Annotated in this window: 6 protein-coding genes and 2 pseudogenes; 5 read left to right on the forward strand and 3 right to left on the reverse strand. The window is 47.3% G+C overall.

The annotated features are described in order from the left end of the window. The first annotated feature begins 660 nt into the window (after positions 1–660). The 5 genes and pseudogenes from VTAP4600_RS09400 to pfaD all read left to right on the forward strand — a co-directional run bounded on the left by VTAP4600_RS09400 (position 661) and on the right by pfaD (position 17,770). The gene (locus VTAP4600_RS09400; protein ID WP_102522564.1) at positions 661–8,364 is read left to right on the forward strand and encodes a type I polyketide synthase; all 7,704 of its coding nucleotides are present in this window, start codon (positions 661–663) and stop codon (positions 8,362–8,364) included. Continuing rightward, entirely contained in the window at positions 8,364–10,349 is a 1,986-nt protein-coding gene (locus VTAP4600_RS09405; RefSeq protein ID WP_102522565.1) for a PfaB family protein, read from the forward strand. The genes VTAP4600_RS09400 and VTAP4600_RS09405 overlap by 1 nt, the downstream gene beginning before the upstream one ends. Beyond that, positions 10,346–14,768, forward strand: a pseudogene (locus VTAP4600_RS09410) (hotdog fold thioesterase); the annotation flags it as partial. The gene VTAP4600_RS09405 and the pseudogene VTAP4600_RS09410, both read left to right, overlap by 4 nt. Positions 14,769–14,836: 68 nt before the next feature. Further along, positions 14,837–16,117 (forward strand): annotated as a pseudogene (locus VTAP4600_RS26680) (beta-hydroxydecanoyl-ACP dehydratase); the annotation flags it as partial. Between the two features lie 15 nt (positions 16,118–16,132). Next, complete coding sequence (pfaD, locus tag VTAP4600_RS09415) at positions 16,133–17,770, forward strand: eicosapentaenoate synthase subunit PfaD (RefSeq protein WP_102522567.1); 1,638 nt, start codon at positions 16,133–16,135, stop codon at positions 17,768–17,770. Positions 17,771–17,943: 173 nt separating this feature from the next. Here pfaD and VTAP4600_RS09420 read toward each other — a convergent pair whose 3' ends face one another. The 3 genes from VTAP4600_RS09420 to VTAP4600_RS09430 form a co-directional block, all read right to left on the reverse strand. Beyond that, positions 17,944–18,573, reverse strand: a complete 630-nt coding sequence (locus VTAP4600_RS09420; RefSeq protein ID WP_102522568.1) for a glutathione S-transferase N-terminal domain-containing protein — start codon at positions 18,571–18,573, stop codon at positions 17,944–17,946. 14 nt (positions 18,574–18,587) lie between these two features. After that, positions 18,588–19,790: a YbfB/YjiJ family MFS transporter gene (locus VTAP4600_RS09425; RefSeq protein WP_102522569.1), complete on the reverse strand. Its 1,203-nt coding sequence runs from the start codon at positions 19,788–19,790 to the stop codon at positions 18,588–18,590. Positions 19,791–19,896: 106 nt separating this feature from the next. Further along, positions 19,897–21,072 (reverse strand): MFS transporter, encoded by a 1,176-nt coding sequence (locus VTAP4600_RS09430; protein ID WP_102522570.1) that lies wholly within the window; start codon positions 21,070–21,072, stop codon positions 19,897–19,899. Between the last annotated feature and the right edge of the window lie 12 nt (positions 21,073–21,084).

The raw sequence follows: 21,084 nt of genomic DNA on the forward strand, positions 1-21,084 counted from the left end.
ACAGCACTGATTGACGAGGGATTAAACCACCCTATTAATAGGGTTAACAATGACACAGTTAGAGCTAAAGCTCTATATTAGTAATTCATAAAATTTACACTTTTGATCCAGCAAGAACCCGCCACAACAAGAATTAAGAGACTTTTATTACCAAAAACAAGGCTTAGATCACACAAAGCCACACACCTGAGTGTTTACTCTAAAAATTTAAGATAAATCCATTATTTTCATAAAGTTAAGATGCAGACCACTTAGAAATTCAACAAAAACACACTTACGCTGGTCTGATGAGACCATTCCACGGTTTGCTGATATTGTATACATCGTGCCCCTCGCGTAATCTGCTCTACCATTGATAAATTTAACGACGTTTTTTGGACAAAAAAGACGTTTTATTGCCGTATATATAGCGGCAACGGCTAGAGTAAATATTGATGGAAACCACCTCACATTTTCCCAGTGCATTTTCGCAATGACTTTCTCTATTCGTAACGAGTTGAATCACTCACATACTTCAAATTTCAAAGATCTACTGCTTATCAGTAGCACACTATTATCACGGCGCTTTTATATAGCCACTCCCACAAGCAACACACATTATCTAGAAGCCCAAACTAAGACAAAGGCAACCGAATTGCGGCTGCCCAGCGGAGACTCATAATGAGCCAAACCCCGGAATCACTATCAGAAGAGCAACAAGACAAGCGCCTGAATAAGCGTTTGAAAGACATGCCTATTGCCATTGTTGGTATGGCGAGCATTTTTGCTAACTCCCGTTATCTAAACAAATTTTGGGATTTGATCAGTGAAAAAATAGACGCCATCACAGAGGTGCCTGACACTCACTGGCGCGCAGAAGACTACTATGATGCAAACAAAAGCACGCCAGATAAGTCTTACTGTAAGCGTGGTGGTTTCATTCCTGAAGTTGATTTCAATCCAATGGAGTTCGGCCTACCGCCAAATATCCTAGAGCTAACGGATACTTCTCAACTGCTTTCTTTGATTGTGGCGAAAGAAGTACTTGCTGATGCAAAACTGCCTGAAGGCTACAACCGCGATAAAATCGGGATTACGTTGGGTGTGGGTGGCGGCCAAAAGATCAGCCAAAGCCTGAATGCTCGTCTGCAATATCCTGTACTTAAAAAGGTATTTGCAAACAGTGGCATCAGTGAACAAGACAGCGAAATGCTGATCAAGAAGTTCCAAGACCAGTACATTCACTGGGAAGAGAACTCGTTCCCAGGTTCGTTCGGTAATGTCATTTCAGGCCGTATCGCTAACCGCTTTGATTTAGGTGGCATTAACTGTGTGGTTGACGCGGCATGTGCAGGCTCTTTAGCCGCAATGCGTATGGCTCTGGGCGAGCTTGTTGAAGGCCGCAGTGAAATGATGATCACAGGTGGTGTGTGTACTGATAACTCACCAACCATGTACATGAGCTTTTCAAAAACCCCGGCCTTTACTACCAATGAAACCATCCAACCTTTTGATATCGATTCAAAAGGCATGATGATTGGCGAAGGTATCGGCATGGTTGCGTTAAAGCGCCTAGAAGATGCAGAACGCGATGGCGATCGTATCTACTCGGTGATCAAGGGCATTGGCGCATCTTCAGACGGTAAGTTTAAGAGCATTTATGCTCCTCGCCCTGAAGGCCAAGCGAAAGCACTGAAAGCCGCTTACGATGATGCTGGCTTTGCACCAGAAACGTTAGGTTTATTAGAAGCTCACGGCACGGGCACAGCCGCGGGTGATGTCGCTGAATTTGGCGGCTTGAACTCAGTATTTAGTGAAGGTAACGATAAGAAGCAGCACATTGCATTAGGTTCAGTTAAGTCTCAAATCGGACACACTAAATCAACGGCAGGTACGGCTGGCCTTATTAAGGCATCACTAGCACTTCACCACAAAGTGTTGCCAGCGACCATCAATGTTTCCGCTCCAAATCCAAAATTGGACATTGAGAACTCGCCATTCTACCTAAATACCGAAACACGTCCTTGGGCACAAAGAGCAGACGGCACGCCACGTCGTGCGGGTATCAGCTCATTTGGTTTTGGTGGCACTAACTTCCACGTTGTATTGGAAGAGTACACAGCAGAGCACAAACGTGGCGACAAATACCGCCAACGTGAAGTGGCGCAAACCTTGCTGTTTAGTGCCGCATCTCGTGATGCACTGGTCGCTAGCTTAAAAACCATCAACGCCGATCTTGCAGCAGGCAAGGCATCTGTCGCTGAACTGGCTAAAGCGCATGCACTTCGTGAACTAGACGCTAACCACGCTCGTTTGGGGTTGGTTGCTAAAACTGAGCAAGAATTACAAGAATTGCTGACTCAATCGATTTCTCAAATCGAGAAAAACTCAGCGGATAAATGGCAGCTACCAAACGGTACTAGCTTCCGCGTTTCTGCTCTTGTAAATAAAGATGAATCAAACAAGGTTGCCGCTCTGTTCGCAGGCCAAGGTTCACAATACCTCAACATGGGCCGTGAACTGGCGTGTTACTACCCAGAAGCACGTCAGCAACTTGAACAAGCAGATGCTGTCTTTGCAGAAAATAAGAAAACGGTGCTTTCTCAAGTTCTATTCCCTATTCCTGCTTTCAATAAAGAAGCGGTAGCAGAACAAGAAGCAAGATTAACCAATACCGCAAACGCACAAAGCGCGATTGGTGTCGTTTCAATGACCCAATTTGAACTGATGACCCAAGCTGGCTTTAAAGCCGATATGTTTGCTGGCCATAGCTTTGGTGAGCTAAGTGCATTGTGCGCATCAGGTGTTATCTCTCAACAAGATTACTACAAGCTAGCGTTTGCTCGAGGCAATGCCATGGCTCAAAAGCCTGCTGAAGGCGACAGCGGTACCATGTACGCTGTGATTTTGGATGCGAAAGAACTGGCTACCGTTGAAAAATGCGTCGCTTCATTTGAAGGCGTTAGCATCGCTAACTACAACGCGCCAACTCAGCTTGTAATTGCAGGCCCAACGGTTGAAGCACAACAAGCAGCAAAAGCACTCACAGAGCAAGGCTTCAAAGCGATTCCACTGCCTGTTTCTGGTGCCTTCCACACACCACTTGTGGCACACGCGCAAAAACCATTTGCAGCCGCCATTGATAAAGCAAGCTTTACCAAGTCAGCTCTACCGCTTTATTCAAACGCAACGGGTGACGTTTACCCACAAGATGGCAAAGCCATTAAGAAAGCGTTTAAGCAACACATGCTTCAGTCAGTGCACTTTAGCGAGCAACTAGAAGCGATGTACCAAGCGGGTGCTCGTGTATTTGTAGAGTTTGGTCCAAAGAATATCCTACAAAAACTGGTCGAAAAAACACTCACAGATAAATCTGAAGAGCTATGCACCATCAGCATCAACCCAAGCCCTAAAGGCGATAGTGACGTACAATTGCGGTTAGCTGCCGTTCAATTAGCGGTTGTGGGTGTATCTCTTACTGAGGTTGACCCGTACCAAGCAGAAATCGCACCGCCTGCACCTAGCTCTCCGATGAACATCAAGCTGCACGCAACGAACTACATCAGCCCTGCAACTCGTAAGAAAATGGCCGCTTCACTTGAAAACGGTACCGTCACATCGAAAACAGAAATCGTTGAAGTAGAAAAAGTGGTTGAAAAGATAGTGGAAAAAGAAGTGATCAAAACTGAAATTCGCGAAGTGCCTGTTGAGGTAGCGCCTGCTGCAAATAACGCACCCGTGACACAAGCTGTTCAAGCTGCGACTCAAACCGTTGCACCCGCACAACCGGCGACATCAGCCGTTTCTTCAAGCGATGCATCAATCAATGCCTTCTTTGCTGCACAGCAGCAAGCAGCGCAAGTGCATGAGCAATTCCTAGCGATCCCAACTCAATACGGCGATACCTTCGCAGCCCTGATGACAGAGCAAGCGAAAATGGCGGCGGCTGGCATGGCTATTCCAGAAAGCCTGCAACGTTCAATGGAGCTTTTCCACCAGCACCAAGCTGAGACACTAAAAGCACATGCAACGTACTTGAACATACAAGCAAGCAGCAACAATTCTGCACTTTCGGCTTTGGGCTCTACTCCGGTCTCTTCTGCTGCTATCGTTAACACCGCAGTTGCAACGCCAGCACAAGTAGCAGCACCCGTACAAATCGCAGCACCAGTGGCAACTCAAACTATCGCACCTGTTGCAGCGCCAGTATCCACTCCGGCACAAGTGCCTGCACCAACTCCAGTGGCTAAAGCTACCGTTACAAAAGCAGCTGTGACAAAAGCACCTGTCGTAAAAGCACCGGCTGTTCAAGCACAAGCGGCTGCCGTTGCAAAACCACAAGTTGTGCCAACCCCGGTTGCAGCGCCTGTTGCTAACGCACTAAACCCAGAAAAAGTGATGCTAGAAGTGGTTGCTGAGAAAACCGGCTACCCGACTGAGATGCTTGATCTAGAAATGGACATGGAAGCAGACTTAGGCATTGACTCTATCAAGCGTGTTGAAATTCTTGGTACGGTTCAAGACGAGCTACCAAACTTGCCTGAACTGAACCCGGAAGATCTGGCAGAGTGTCGTACTCTGGCTGAAATTGTTAGTTACATGAACAGCAAAATGCCTGCTGCTGCATCAGATTCTGGAGTTCAAGCATCAGCGCCAGCTCAAACAGGTGGCTTAGAAGCAAGTGCAGTACAAGCGACCATGCTTGAAGTAGTCGCAGACAAAACTGGCTACCCAACTGAAATGCTTGATCTAGAAATGGACATGGAAGCAGACCTAGGCATCGACTCTATCAAACGTGTTGAAATTTTAGGTACCGTTCAAGACCAACTGCCTACACTTCCAGAGTTAAACCCTGAAGATCTAGCAGAATGTCGCACGCTAGGCGAAATTGTTGACTACATGAACAGCAAACTGCCTGCAGCAAACACGGCACCCGCTGTTACGGCAGCTCCAGTTCAAGCTGGCGGTTTAAACGCAAGCGAAGTACAAGTAACCATGCTTGAAGTCGTTGCAGAAAAAACGGGCTACCCAACTGAAATGCTAGAACTGAGCATGGACATGGAAGCAGACCTAGGTATCGACTCTATCAAACGTGTTGAAATTCTAGGTACGGTTCAAGACCAACTGCCTACGCTGCCAGAGCTTAATCCAGAAGATTTAGCGGAATGTCGTACTCTTGGCGAAATCGTTGATTACATGAACAGCAAATTGCCAGCTCAAAGTGCAGCAGCTGTTGTTGCTCCAACGGTTTCACAAGCTCCTACTCAAACTGGCGGCTTAAGCGCGAGTGAAGTACAAGCGACCATGCTTGCAGTCGTAGCAGACAAAACCGGCTACCCAACTGAAATGCTGGAACTGAGCATGGATATGGAAGCAGACCTAGGTATCGACTCTATCAAACGTGTTGAAATCTTAGGTACGGTTCAAGACCAACTGCCTACCCTGCCAGAGCTTAACCCTGAAGATTTGGCCGAGTGTCGTACGCTGGGTGAAATCGTTGACTACATGAACAGCAAATTGCCTGCTCAAAGTGCTTCTGTAGAAGCCGCTCCTGCTGCACAAGCAAATGGTCTAAACGCAGACGAAGTTCAAGCGACAATGCTAAACGTTGTTGCAGATAAAACGGGCTACCCAACAGAAATGCTTGACCTAAGCATGGACATGGAAGCAGACCTAGGCATCGACTCTATCAAACGCGTTGAAATCTTGGGTACCGTTCAGGACCAACTGCCAACGCTACCTGAGTTGAACCCAGATGATCTAGCAGAATGCCGTACACTGGGTGAAATCGTCACTTACATGCAAAGCAAACTCGCTGCGCCACAAGCCGTTGCACCTGTTGCCCAAGTTCAAACTGCAGCACCAGCAACAACGCCAGCAAGCGAGCTTCCACCACACAACGAGGTAGCGCTAAAAAAGCTACCAGCGGTAGATAAACTCAGCGACAGCTTTGCAAAAGACGCGTGTGTCGTGATCACAGATGATGGTCACAACGCAGGTGTACTAGCAGAGAAGCTGACCGCTAACGGCGTACACGTTGCCGTAGTGAAAACATCTTTGTCTACCGCATCTCCTTTAAACAGCGAAATCAAAAGCTACAACCTAACATCGGTTGATGATGCTGGTATTAGCGCTGTGATTAAGGAAATCGAAGCAAAGAAAACCATTGGTGGCTTTATCCACCTGCAACCGCAATCTACTGCGTCGCACAATGGTTTCGTACTGCTAGACGATGAAGCAAAAAATAGCCTAGACGTTGCGTTCTTATTTGCGAAGCACTTACATCAGCAACTGAACAAAACGGAAACAAAAGGCCGCCATAACTTCTTTACGGTAAGCCGTATCGATGGTGGCTTTGGTTACCTAGATAACCAATTACTTGCAAAAGCAGAGCTCAACCAAGCGGCACTAGGTGGCCTGACCAAAACATTGAGCCACGAGTGGCAAAACGTGTTCTGTCGCGCTATTGATGTTGCGCCAAGTGTTGATGCACGTCATCTAGCCGAAGCGATTACCGCAGAGCTATTTGATGTTAATACAGCAGCGGTTGAAATCGGCATTACTGATGCAGATTCAGCAGAATCAGGTCGTAGCACGTTGATTGCAGTTGAAGCAGGCCAAGCAGTCACAAAAAACGCAGCCGCACAACTGACTAAGACTGACAAAGTGTTGGTGACTGGCGGCGCGAAAGGCGTAACGTTTGAATGTGCGTTGTCACTGGCAAAGCAGTGTCAGTCTCACTTCATTCTTGCAGGTCGCAGTAAACTCACTGAACTTGCTGACCTACCAAGTTGGGCACAAGGCAAGCAAGCTTCTGAACTTAAGCCTGCGGCGATCAAACACATCCAAGCGAGCGGTGAGAAACCAACACCGAAAGCGGTTGATGCGTTAATTTGGCCAGTACTGAGCAGCTTAGAGATCAACGCATCTCTGAACGCCTTTACCAAAGTTGGTGCGAGCGCAGAATACATCAGCTTAGATGTTTCTAACGGTGAGTCTGTTGCCAATACCCTAGATAAAATTGACGGCATTACGGGCCTTATCCACGGCGCAGGTGTACTTGCAGACAAACACATCCACGATAAAACCTTGGATGAGCTGAACATGGTTTACGGCACGAAAGTCGGTGGCCTTAAAGCCGTCCTTAACGCGCTAGATAATAGCCAACTTAAGTTACTCGCCATGTTCTCATCAGCGGCAGGCTTCTATGGTAATACCGGCCAAAGTGACTACGCGATGTCTAACGATATTTTGAACAAGGCAGCGCTGCAGTTCTCGGCGCGTCACCCTCAAGCTAAAGTAATGAGCTTTAACTGGGGTCCTTGGGACGGCGGCATGGTTAACCCTGCTCTGAAGAAAATGTTCACCGAACGTGGTGTGTACGTCATTCCTCTTCAAGCCGGATCTGACTTATTTAGCGGCCAACTAACCAGCGAAACGGGTATCCAACTACTGGTTGGTACGAGCATGCAAGGTAAGGAAGACGCTGTAAAAAAGCCTAATGCGGAGTCTGTGCTGTTAGCAAAGAGTCCGCGTAAATCAAGCGTTACTATCACACGTGATCTGGACATTAAGGCCATGCCTTTTGTTCAAGATCACCGTATCGCCGGCAACCCTGTGTTGCCGACGGTATGTGCGATTCAATGGATGAGAGAAGCGGCACAACAATGGCTAGGAACACAAGTGAATGTTCTTAACTACAAGTTGCTTAAAGGCGTGATCTTTGAAAATGACGACGTGCAAACGCTGGAACTTACTCTAAGCCAAGATGCAAAAGCACAAGGTCAGTTTAAAGCCTTGATTAACTGTGGTGGCCGACCTCAATATCAAGCAACACTGGTTGTTGATGCCCTGCCACAAGGTGATACCAAACCAATGGCTATTAGCACTCAAGCGCCTGTAACAACGGCTCAAGAGCTCTATAGCAACGGCACGCTTTTTCACGGGCCAAGACTGCAAGGCATTAAAGCAATCACTCGCTTTGATGACCAAGGTCTGGCTGCAACTTGTCAGCTACCGACAGTCGCTGATAACGAGTGTGGCGCGTTTACACCAACACTGTATGTCGGTGGCAATCAACCGTTCGCGGAAGACTGCTTGCTGCAAGCCATGCTGGTATGGGCAAGATTAAAGTACGGCGCGGCAAGCCTGCCTTCGGCGATTGGTGAGTGTTACTCATACCAACCGCTAGCAACAGGTGAGCAAGGTTGGATTGAGCTTAAGGTCATCAAGAGCACTGCTCGTTCATTACAAGCTGATGTCACGCTTTATCATCAAGATGGGCGTATCAGTGCCGTAATGAAAGGCGCAAAGATCACCATCAGTAAAAGCCTGAACGCCGCATTTTTGCCTGCCGATGAAGCACAAAAGGAGCCATTGTCATAGTGATGGACTCAACAAATAAAGCGATGCCATTGCGCATCGCTCTTTTGGCTAATTCCACTATCTCAGACGACGGTAATGTTAAATGCATTACCGTCGCTGACGATTTTGCCCATAGCCTAAAAACAGCGATTCTAGCGATAGAGCAAGGCCAAACTGTTCAGTTAGTGGGGCAAACTTCTGACCAAGGTCATTTGATTCTAATGGCAGGGTTAAAAGCGGCGCAAAACCACGTACATCCACATGCTTATTTATCCGGTATGGCGGACTCAGCTGAACTTGCTTTAAGCCAATCACGTCGTCGTGCCTCTGATGTAAGTTGTCAACATAACCATCAAGACATCAGTGCCCAACAGCAATTTGATTCGTTCTTATTGATGGTTGAAGCCATTGCTGGTCGCACTTATTCTTCCGATGAAGAGCAAAGTCATTATTGGTTTACCGAGCCAAATCAAGCTCGCGTTGCAAGCCTGACGTTTACTGGCACTCAAACGACTAGCATGATCCTCACTCAAGCGACGGGGCTAAAAAATGCTCGGTCTATCTTAGATGCATCACGCCTAATGTTTGTCGTTTTAGCTCAAGATAATTCATCTTTAGCAACAAAACTCGACCAGTTAGACCAGCAAATAGACCAATGTTCTAGCGAGCATGATCTACTTCGCCTAATGCGTAGCAACCTTGCAACGTACCAATACGAATCTACCGCCAACGTAAAAATGCCAACGGCCGTTTTACAAGCCGCTTCAAAGCAAGCATTGACACAAGAAATTCAGGCGATGATGCAAGCACTAGATAAAGCGTTTGCAGAAGACCATCACTATAAAACGCCTGCGGGTAGCTGCTTTGTTGCGGCGCCATATAGCCGAGGCAGCGTGGCTTTTGTTTACCCAGGCGTTGGCACTGTTTACCCGAATATGCTGGCTGAAATGCATCACTATTTTCCTGAACTTTACGCTCGACTAGAACGTGAAGGTAACTTGAAACAAATGCTGCAAGCAGACAAAACCTACCCAGTTAACGCAGATTCCAAAACAGAAATGTCTCTTGGTGAAATGGCGATTGCAGGTGTCGGCACCAGTTATTTGTTCACGCGTTTGTTGTGCGATGAGTTTCAAGTCACACCAAATTATGCCCTAGGTTACTCCAAAGGCGAGGCCTCAATGTGGGTAAGCTTAGGCGTATGGCAAAACCCTCATGCGTTAATTGAGCAAACCAAAACCAGCCCAATATTCACCAGCGCTATTTCTGGAGAGTTAACGGCGGTGCGCCAAGAGTGGCAACTTAAACAAGGCGAAACCATTAAATGGAACAGCTTTGTTGTGCGTTGTAGCAAGCAAGAAATTGAAGCGTTACTTCCTGCGTACCCTCGCGCATACCTTGCGATTATCCAAGGTGATACCTGTGTGCTAGCAGGTTGTGAAGAATCGTGTCGTGCTCTGCTTAAAGCACTTGGTAAACGCGGCATTGCTGCTAATCGTGTTACGGCGATGCACACCACACCCGCGTTAACTCAACATGCACAAGTTAACGAGTTTTACACTCAACCACTTTGCGACACTTTGCCAAACAATATTGGCTTTATCAGTGCTGCCTGTTTAGTCAATGAAAGCCAAAGCGTATTGATTAACCCAGACAGCCAAAGTATCGCCAGCTCAATTGCGGATACGTTCTGCTCAACACTGGACTTTACTTCTCTTATTCGTGCTGCCCGCGAACAAGGCGCTAAGTTATTTGTTGAAGTGGGAGCCGATCGCCAAACCGCGACATTGATCGACAAGATCAACCGTACTGATAGCGCTACCGATTGCAGTTGCATTGTTACCAACGCTAAAGGCGGTGAAGACATTGTTCACCTCATTAAGTGCTTAGGCCAATTGATCACTCATCAAATACCGCTGTCTGTTGCCCCTCTGATCGAAAGATTAGATCAACGCATCGCGTTGGCAGCCGACACAACCAACTTAAAACAAGGGGAACCAGTGTGAGTTCTCAACATCACGATGACAACAAGGCTTCAGGCCACGCGAATAAAACCGTTGGCAAAATCGCCATTGTCGGTTTAGCCAATCAATACCCTGATGCCGACACGCCAAACGACTTTTGGCAAAACCTGATCAACAAAAAAGATTCTCGTAGTACGCTAACTAACGAGAAACTTGGTGCGAATACCGAAGCTTACCAAGGCACGCAAGGTCAGTCTGATCGCTTTTACTGTGACCAAGGTGGCTACATCAAAGACTTTAACTTTGATGCAAACGGCTACAAAGTCCCTGCTGAGCAATTTTCTGGCCTAGACGACAGCTTTTTATGGGCACTGGATACCAGCCGTAAAGCACTGCTCGATGCTGGCATCAATTTAGATGCAGACATATTAGCGCGCACGGGTGTGATCATGGGGGCTTTGTCTTTCCCGACCACCGCCTCTAACGATCTGTTCTTGCCGATTTACCACTCCGTGGTAGAAAAAGCATTGCAAACCAAGCTAGGTAACTCAAGTTTTCAGCTAAACCCATCCAATGGAAATGTCGGCCCGTTGAACCCAAGTAATGGTTCAGCGGCGCACAACGCATCGAAAGTGGTGGCAGAGGCGTTAGGACTTGGCAATGCACAACTTAGCCTAGACGCAGCGTGTGCAAGTTCGGTTTATTCCTTAAAACTAGCCTGTGATTACCTTAATACTGGCAAAGCAGACATGATGCTAGCAGGTGCCGTATCTGGTGCTGACCCATTCTTTATTAACATGGGTTTTTCCATCTTCCACGCTTACCCAGACCACGGTGTTTCTGCTCCGTTTGACAGCAACAGTAAAGGTCTGTTTGCGGGTGAAGGCGCTGGCGTACTCGTACTTAAGCGCTTAGACGATGCCGAGCGAGATGGTGATCAGATTTACGCTGTAGTCAGTGGTATTGGTCTTTCTAACGATGGCCGTGGCCAGTTTGTTTTAAGCCCAAATAGCAAAGGCCAAGTGCAAGCATTTGAGCGTGCATACCAAGCGTCTGATTTAACCCCAGACAGCATTGAAGTCATCGAGTGTCATGCGACAGGCACACCACTTGGTGACAAGGTAGAACTGACTTCAATGGAACAGTTCTTCCAGCACAAACTCAATGACAGCCAAGTGCCGTTAATTGGCTCCGCTAAATCCAACTTAGGCCATCTATTGACCGCTGCTGGCATGCCGGGAATCATGAAAATGATCTTCGCCATGAAGCAAGGCGTACTGCCGCCAAGTATCAATTTAGAAACACCGCTTTCATCGCCAAACAATATGTTTGGTGCCCATACCTTGCCAACCCAAGTGCAAGCATGGCCAGATAAAGCAGGTAATGAACAACGTCGTGCTGGTGTCTCGGTCTTTGGTTTTGGTGGTTGTAATGCGCACCTGTTATTGGAAGCGTATTCAGCGCCATCTAATCAACAGCCTGCGAATAAGACGCTTCACTCACAAGCTAATCGTTCGTTAGATGTGGTTGGCATAGCGTCTCACTTTGGATCACTAAGCTCGATTAATGCCCTAAGTGACGCAATAAAAACCAACACAACCGCGTTTGGTGCGTTACCTGAAAAACGCTGGAAAGGCTTAGATAAGCACCCAGAATTATTAGCGAACTTTGGTTTAGATACCGTGCCACATGGTGCTTACATCGACCAATTTGAGCTGGATTTCTTGCGCTTTAAAGTGCCCCCAAATGAAGATGACCGCCTGATCTCTCAACAGCTACTGCTGATGAAAGTGGCAGATGAAGCAATCCGCGATGCTAAGTTAGAAGCGGGGCAAAAAGTTGCGGTGCTGGTTGCGATGGAAACCGAATTGGAAATGCACCAATTCCGTGGCCGTGTAAACCTGCATACCCAACTTGCAGACAGCTTGAACAACATGGGGATTGCTCTTAACCAAGAGGAATATCAAGCTCTTGAAACGATTGCCATGGACAGCGTACTAGACGCGGCCAAGCTCAATCAGTACACCAGTTTCATTGGCAACATTATGGCGTCTCGTATTTCGTCATTATGGGACTTCAATGGACCAGCATTCACCATTTCAGCAGCCGAGCAATCTGTTGCTCGTTGTATTGATGTCGCTGAAAACTTGATGAGCCAAGAATCACTTGATGCTGTGGTTATCGCAGCTGTTGATTTAAGCGGCAGTGCTGAACAAGTGATCTTGAAAAACAGTGTCACTCCCGTTGCAAACACAGCGCAAGACGCTGGTTGGCATGTGGGTGAAGGCGCTGGTGCGATGGTCTTCGTTGACAGTCAATTAGTTAATAATAACCAAAGCTATGGTCAACTAAAATCACTGGCGTTTGGCAATGTAAACGGCAGCCACATCACAACCGATACCCTACTGACTTCAGCGGGCCTAAATGCTAACGACATTCAGCTTATCGAGCGTAACCAAGCACCTGAAAGTGCCAACCTGACCGTTAATATTCCACTGCCACAATCGCGTGCCACTCAAGCAAACCTACGCTTGGGTCACAGCTTTGCTGCATCTGGAATGGCGAGCATACTGCATGGCTTAATAGAGCTCTCGCAAGTGAGTGCTCAAGCAAATGGTACAGACAAACACGCGGTGATTGCCAACATCAGTGAGAACCAGTGTTCTCAACTGTTGTTTGGCCAAAGCGAATCGCAAACACGTGCCCTTCAAGATCGCTTAGCGGTGCCATTAGCATCAGACACTAAACGCCAGTTGATCAAGCAAGTGACGTTAGGTGGCCGTGATATCTACCAACACATTGTAGATTCGCCACTGGCAGCACAAGCACAAATTCAACAAAAGGCCGTCAACAAGCAGCCAACGCATCAAGCAGCAAAAGTAAGCCGCCAAGTGGTAGCACCATTTGCTCAAACTCATGCATCCCCTACTTATGAATCCCAAGCCGAGAAGACACCTCTTCAGGCTTCGATGACAGGTATAAAAACAACCATGACTCAGAACTTGTCCAATTTAGACCCACAAACCGTTGCTACTCACGCAGCATTTAATGATAACCAACAGCTGACCCAGCAAGTTCACCAAGCGTATTTGCACAATCGTGAACAAGGTTTAAAAGTAGCAGACGCTCTATTGCGCGCACAACTAAACCAAGTCACCGCGCAAATGGACGCAGGTAATGGCCAAGTTATTGAACATGCGGTTCAACAAGCCCAAGTAGCTAACGTTCTTGCAGCACCAGTAAAGCCAGTTCGCAAGCCTTGCATTTGGGATTACGACGATCTAGTAGAATACGCTGAAGGCGACATCGCCAAAGTATTTGGTGAAGATTACGCCATCATCGATAGCTACAAGCGCCGTGTACGCCTACCAACCACCGATTACTTGTTGGTATCTCGCGTAACCAAGCTTGACGCAACTATGCTGGAATACAAGCCAAGTACCATGACCACAGAGTACGACATCCCAGTGGATGCACCTTACTTAGTTGATGGCCAAATCCCGTGGGCGGTTGCGGTTGAATCTGGTCAATGTGACTTAATGCTGATCAGCTACCTTGGTATCGATTTTGAAAACAAAGGCGAGCGTGTATACCGCTTGCTCGACTGTACGCTAACCTTCCTTGGCGACTTGCCTCGCGGTGGCGATACGCTTCGTTACGATATTTCCATCAATAACTACGCTCGCAATGGCGACACTCTGTTGTTTTTCTTCTCTTACGAATGTTTCGTCGGCGACAAGATGATCCTGAAAATGGACAACGGTTGTGCTGGTTTCTTCACTGACGAAGAATTGGCAGACGGCAAAGGCGTGATCCGCACTGATGATGAAATCAAAGTGCGCAACCAAGCGGTTAAGCAACGTTTCAACCCATTGCTACACTGCCCAACCACTCAATTTGATCATCTAGCACTGCGTAACCTGCTGACTGCAAACATTGCAGAATGTTTTGGCCCAAGCCACATTCCTAGCAGCCAACAGCCATCACTGTGCTTTAGCTCTGAAAAGTTCATGATGATTGAACAAGTAAGCCGAGTTGAACCACAAGGCGGTGCATGGGGCTTAGGTTTGATTGAAGGCCATAAGCAATTAGAACCAGAGCACTGGTACTTCCCTTGCCACTTTAAAGACGACTCTGTTATGGCAGGATCTTTAATGGCCGAAGGTTGTGGTCAACTGCTTCAGTTCTACATGATGCATCTAGGTATGCACACTTTGGTTGAAAACGGCCGCTTCCAGCCGCTAGAAAATGCCCCACAGCAAGTACGTTGCCGTGGGCAAGTTCTGCCACAATCAGCGGTTCTTACTTACCGTCTGGAAGTCACTGAAATCGGTACAAGCCCTCGCCCTTACGCGAAAGCAAACATCGATATCATACTGAATGGAAAAGTAATTGTTGATTTCCAAAACTTGGGTGTGATGATCAAAGAAGACGCAGAATGTACGCTTTACCCTGAGCTGCACAATGCTTCTGAAGACACAACTACCGTTGCCGCAGAGACTGTCGTAGTGGAAGAAACAACAGGCTACCAAGCCGCTTCTGTTAATGCTCCTTTAATGGCGCAAATCCCAGACTTGAATACCGCAACTAATAAAGGCGTTATTCCACTTCAACACGTTGAAGCACCAACAACACCCGATTTCCCGAACCGCACACCAGACACCGTACCGTTCACGCCGTACCACATGTTTGAGTTTGCGACTGGCGACATCGAAAAATGTTTCGGCCCAGATTTCTCTATCTATCGTGGCATGATCCCACCGCGTACTCCGTGTGGTGATTTGCAACTGACCACTCGCGTTGTAGAAGTTAACGGTACTCGTGGCGACTTTAAAACGCCGTCTTCGTGTCTTGCTGAATACGAAGTACCTGAGAACGCATGGTACTTTGATGAGAACAGCCATCAAACCTTAATGCCGTACTCGGTATTAATGGAAATATCTCTGCAACCTAATGGCTTTATTTCTGGCTACATTGGTACAACACTTGGCTTCCCAGGCGAAGAATTGTTCTTCCGTAACCTAGACGGCAGCGGCAAGATGCTGCGCAACGTTGACCTGCGTGGTAAAACCATCGTCAACGATTCACGCCTACTTTCTACCGTAATGATGGGCACCAACATTGTTCAAAGCTTCAGTTTTGAACTGTTAACTGACGGTGTGCCTTTCTACCAAGGTACCGCGGTATTTGGTTACTTCAAAGGCGCGGCACTAAAAGACCAACTGGGTTTGGATAACGGTAAAGTGACTCACCCTTGGCATGTGGATAACAACCGCACACCGGATGTACACATTGACCTACTAGACAAAACTAGCCGTTACTTCAATGCGCCAGCATCAGCCGCGGGCGAAGCAAGGCCACACTACCAGCTCGCAGGTGGTCGTTTGAACTTCATCGATAACGTTCAAATCACCAGCGATGGCGGTAAAGAAGGTCTTGGTTACCTTTATGCAGAACGCACGATCGACCCAAGCGATTGGTTCTTCCAATTCCACTTCCATCAAGATCCTGTAATGCCAGGTTCACTTGGCGTCGAAGCTATCATCGAACTCATGCAGACCTACGCATTGAACAAAGACTTAGGTGCTGGTTTCCGCAATCCGAAGTTTGGTCAAATCCAATCGGAAGTGAAGTGGAAATACCGTGGTCAAATTAACCCACTGAATAAGCAAATGTCACTGGATGTTCACATCACCTCTGTGACCGACCAAGATGGCAAAAAAGTCATCGTGGGTGACGCGAACCTAAGTAAAGATGGCTTGCGTATTTATGAAGTGAAAGACATTGCTATCTGCATCGAAGAAGCTTGAGTTAAGGGTTAGAACATGACGAACCAAACGATATTGAATAACGAAAAGCTTTCTCCATGGCCATGGCAAGTAGAGGACAGCACAACAAGTTACCAACAAGACGACATGGCAGCAGCACTAAAAGACTTAAGCCGTGGTTGTTACCTAATTAACCACCCAGAAAAAGGCTTAGGCATTAGCCAACAAGCAACGATTACCGCAGGCGACACGGCCAGCAGTAACACTAGCCACCCGGTTAGCGCATTTGCTCCTGCATTGGGTACACAAAGCTTGGGCGACGATGAATTTCGTCGCTGCCATGGCGTAAAATACGCCTACTATGCTGGCGCAATGGCAAATGGCATCTCTTCTGAAGAGTTGGTTATCGCATTGGGTGAAGCTGGCATTCTTTGCTCGTTTGGCGCGGCGGGTTTAATTCCATCTCGCGTAGAACAAGCCATTAACCGCATTCAAGCGGCGCTACCCAATGGCCCTTACGCGTTTAACTTGATCCACAGCCCAAGCGAACCTGCACTTGAGCGTGGCAGTGTTGAGTTGTTTCTAAAGCACAAAGTTCGCACGGTTGAAGCCTCTGCTTTCCTTGGTCTTACTGCTCAAATCGTCCAATACCGTGCTGCTGGCTTAAGCCGTGACGCACAAGGTGAGATTCAGATTGGCAATAAAGTCATTGCTAAGGTGAGCCGTACAGAAGTGGCAAGCAAGTTCATGCAACCTGCTCCAGCTAAAATGCTACAAGCTTTAGTTGATGAAGGCCGTATCACCGCTGAGCAAATGGAACTAGCGCAATTGGTTCCAATGGCAGATGACATCACAGCAGAAGCAGACTCAGGCGGTCATACCGATAACCGTCCACTGGTTACGCTATTACCGACTATTTTGGCACTGAAAGACGAAATTCAAGCCGAGTACCAATACAAAACGCCACTCCGTGTTGGTTGCGGTGGCGGCGTTGGCACACCTGATGCCGCGCTTGCTACATTCAATATGGGCGCCGCATACATTGTTACCGGTTCTGTTAACCAAGCATGTGTTGAAGCGGGCGCAAGTGAGCATACCCGTAAGCTACTGGCGACAACGGAAATGGCTGACGTAACGATGGCACCAGCAGCAGACATGTTCGAAATGGGCGTAAAACTGCAAGTGGTTAAGCGCGGTACATTATTCCCAATGCGTGCTAACAAGCTGTACGATATTTACATGCGTTACGACTCTATCGAAGCAATTCCTGCAGATGAGCGCGAGAAGTTAGAAAAACAAGTGTTCCGCTCTACCCTCGCTGATATTTGGGCAGGGACTGTCGCGCACTTCAACGAGCGTGATCCTAAGCAAATCGAACGTGCAGAAGGCAACCCTAAACGTAAAATGGCATTGATTTTCCGTTGGTACTTGGGGTTATCTAGCCGTTGGTCTAACACTGGCGAAGCTGGCCGTGAAATGGACTACCAAATTTGGGCAGGCCCAGCACTTGGCGCATTCAACCAATGGGCAAAAGGCAGCTACCTAGATGATTACCAACACCGTAACGCGGTAGATGTTGCAAAGCATCTGGTTCATGGCGCAGCGTACTTGGCTCGTGTGAACTTGCTAGAGTCGCAAGGCATTAAACTGCCTTTGAGCATGGCTCGCTGGACGCCTGCGAAGAGAATGGCTTGATTGGTAAGAGCGAAGTGCTAAAGGCTAAGTTCTAAAAGCTAAGTAGAGCAAAAGATAAAAGCGAAGTGGGATATCCTGCTTCGCTTTTTTTGTGCGGTGAAGCCTCGTGCCCATAATAGGCATAGTAAGAAAGACTCGCCCTCAAATCCACTCGGAGAACGAGCCGTTATCTTCTATTGGTTAAGGTCTTTCCAACTGGGTTTACTGGAAAGCAAGTCTAGGCTTAACTTTGCCAGTGTGTCTTTGAAAGGGGAGCTTTGTAAAGCGGTGCTGAGGATGTCGACCTCTCGTGCGGAGAACAGGCTAGCGTGTCTAAACAGAACGTAATCTAACGCAATGTGTAAGTATAATGTCGAGAAATCAGGCTGAAATAAATCATCAGTGACATTCAATTGTTCGATAAGTGACCGAACAGCTCTTTGAATCCCTTCTTTTCCTCTAACAGACAGAACATTTTGCTCAGCTTCAAAACGGCTCAATGCCGCACAGCGAAATGCCACTTCCATTAGCGTTTTACTCACGCCTAATAATGACATGCGTTTACTATGCTTAGCGTTTGTGATTGTAAGGTTTTTTGTTGGGTAATTCTGCATAAGGAATTCGCAGATCGTTAAACTCTCTGTTAGCGCGACACCCTCATTGGTTTCTAGAACTGGGATCGTACTAAATGGATTGATAGTGACCAATGCTTGAGGAGTCTGCCACGGGTCTACCCATTCGAGCTCTAGTGGTGCCTCGCATAGATAGGCAGTTGCCAGCACGGCTCTTGAAAATGGTGAGGTATCATTTAAATAAAGTTTCATGAGCGATTCCTTTGCTAAAAACTCGTTTGAGTAGTGTCTAATGTTGGCTGTTTGGTTGATGTAAACAAAATGCATGCTATCGATAGAACGAGTGCACTCGCGCTGATCATAAATAGGACGCTATAAGTGGCCAATTGTGGGGCATAATGAGCCATAGCAAAGCCAACCACTCCTTGCGAAACAGCAAAAGCCATTGTCATTGCTCCCCATGACTTTGTATGGAGCTGTGTTCCGACGATTTCTAAGGTGTAAGTTGATACAAGCGTTACCGTGCCGGGGGTAAACATACCCACGAGCAAGGATGACGCAAAAAGTGCAATCTCATTGGTGCTTAACAACGGTAGTGCTACCCCGATCGCTTTACACGAAAATGCAGCTACTAGTGCTTTTTTGAGCCCGAATCTATCACCTAATATACCGGTCACTATTGGTCCTACAGCAGCACCGATACCAAAAACTGCCCAATAGAAACCGCCACTCGTCAAAGTCATTCCCAACTCACGAACAATATAGTCGACCCAAAAGAGAGTATGAGGCAAGTAACCAATCGCACTAAATGTATAGGCTAAAAGCACAAAACGAATACTGACTCGTTCACACTTAGATAGGTCGCTAAACGTAGAAGGGCTGTTAGTGTAATGAGTCGGTTTAGGCTCAAGACCCCATGCGTTCCATGTGAGGACGGTCGCCAGAAAAGCGATCGCTCCCATACCTAACCATGCGCTTTCGACACTTCGATAGATAAGTAGAGGTATGAGTGTTCCTGAGATCATGGCACCAAGACCGATTCCTGAAAATACGACGCCACTAATTCTTGCCTTCATCTCTTGTGGGTGAAGACTCGCGATCATTGGTGGAGCGAGCACCATGAGAATGGCACCCGATACTCCTGCAATGGTTCTCAGTGTTAGAAACCATTCAAAAGGGGCCGATTTTATAGCACAACCAAGATAACTAAGGCTGCTCAATAACAGGGAGATGCGTATGAGTGTTCCTGTTGAACAATATCTCCGTAAAAAGCTTGAAGCAGGTGCACCAAATATATAACCAATGAGCGTCGCAGCCCCAAGAATTGAAGCATCTTCGCTTGAGAACCATCCGTTTTGTATGAGAACTGGCATCAATGCTATATAGGCAAAGCGACCAATACCATTCCCGACTAACGTTGCTGCAAGCCCAGCGAAAGTCGCTTGGTTGAATAGTTTAGTTTGCTGCATATTGCGTACCTTCAGCCTGGGAGTAAGACTATCGTTAAAATAGGGCGTTCACCGGTCAATCGGCATCGACAGTAGCAATGGGACTAACACTCGGCATTGCGATGCTTTAAACAGATTGCTTCAAAGTACGAGATTTTCGAGCGCTAAACGCAAACAAGACGATCACCGCTAGAACGAAGGGTAATACATAGATGTTGAGGTTTTGCCACCCGGCTGTCGACTCTAGCCAGCCAGAGAGCAGCGCCGTAACCGTCACGCACCCAAATACCACAAATTCATTCAATGCTTGAGCTTTGGCTTTATTCTGCGATTGGTATGATTGGCTAAATAAACCCGTGGCCGAGATAAACATGAAGTTCCAACCAACACCTAGCACAACCAAAGCCGCCCTAAAGTGCCAAATAGATTCGCCATGGATGTTGATAGCGATACAAAGCACAAACAGCACCCCACCCGCTAAAATCATCACCCTTGAACCGAATTTTTCAATTAAGGTCCCGGTAAAAAATGCCGGTACGAACATCCCTAACACGTGCCACTCAATCACACCTGCGGCTTTGGTAAAGTCGAACCCACAACCAATCATTGCAAGTGGCGTCGCTGTCATCAAAATATTCATCACCGCATAAGCCACCATGGCGGCAAACACCGCACCAACAAAATTAGGCGCTTTAACTATCTCACTGATGGGATCGGCTTTAGGTGTTTGGCTATTGAAAGAAACCTTAGGGAACTGGATCGTTTGTAAGATAACAAGTGCGAGGATATTTAGGCCGATTAACGAAGCGAACGCGCCAATGTACAAGCCATCTTGTGACCACTGTTGAGACATGATCGCTAAGTTTGGCCCAAGTACAGCAGCAAGGACGCCACCCGCCATCGAGATAGAAATCGCACGGTGACGAGCATTTTCGTCACACACCTCAATAGCAGCAAACCGATAAAGCGTACCAAAACCAATACCGATGCCGAGTAAGAAGGTGGCAAAACAAAACAGGTAAAAGTGTTGCTGAGACAACGCGTAAGTTGCCAAGCTCGCCCCTGAGATGCCGACCACATTACCAATGCTAAACCCTCTCTTTCGCCCTAGCTTACCCGAAATCAAAGACGCCGGAATAGTCGCGGCCATCAGACCTAAAAACTGCAGCGCAACTGGCAAAGTAATCATACCGACACTTGGCGCAATCTGTTTGCCTATCAAGCCAATCACCGAGATCAGTAATATGTTCCCCGTCATCAACAAAGCCTGACACAGTGAAAGCAGCCAAACATTCCTATTCATCTTGATTCCTAA

Origin of the sequence: Vibrio tapetis subsp. tapetis (assembly GCF_900233005.1) — a bacterium.
Lineage (GTDB): Bacteria > Pseudomonadota > Gammaproteobacteria > Enterobacterales > Vibrionaceae > Vibrio > Vibrio tapetis.

What these genes read in the sequence shown, in the direction of transcription:
- VTAP4600_RS09425 (WP_102522569.1), bottom strand. Translation starts at nt 19,790, where the DNA reads ATGCAGCAAACTAAACTATTCAACCAAGCGACTTTCGCTGGGCTTGCA.
- pfaD (WP_102522567.1), top strand. Translation starts at nt 16,133, where the DNA reads ATGACGAACCAAACGATATTGAATAACGAAAAGCTTTCTCCATGGCCA.
- VTAP4600_RS09430 (WP_102522570.1), bottom strand. Translation starts at nt 21,072, where the DNA reads ATGAATAGGAATGTTTGGCTGCTTTCACTGTGTCAGGCTTTGTTGATG.
- VTAP4600_RS09400 (WP_102522564.1), top strand. Translation starts at nt 661, where the DNA reads ATGAGCCAAACCCCGGAATCACTATCAGAAGAGCAACAAGACAAGCGC.
- VTAP4600_RS09420 (WP_102522568.1), bottom strand. Translation starts at nt 18,573, where the DNA reads ATGAAACTTTATTTAAATGATACCTCACCATTTTCAAGAGCCGTGCTG.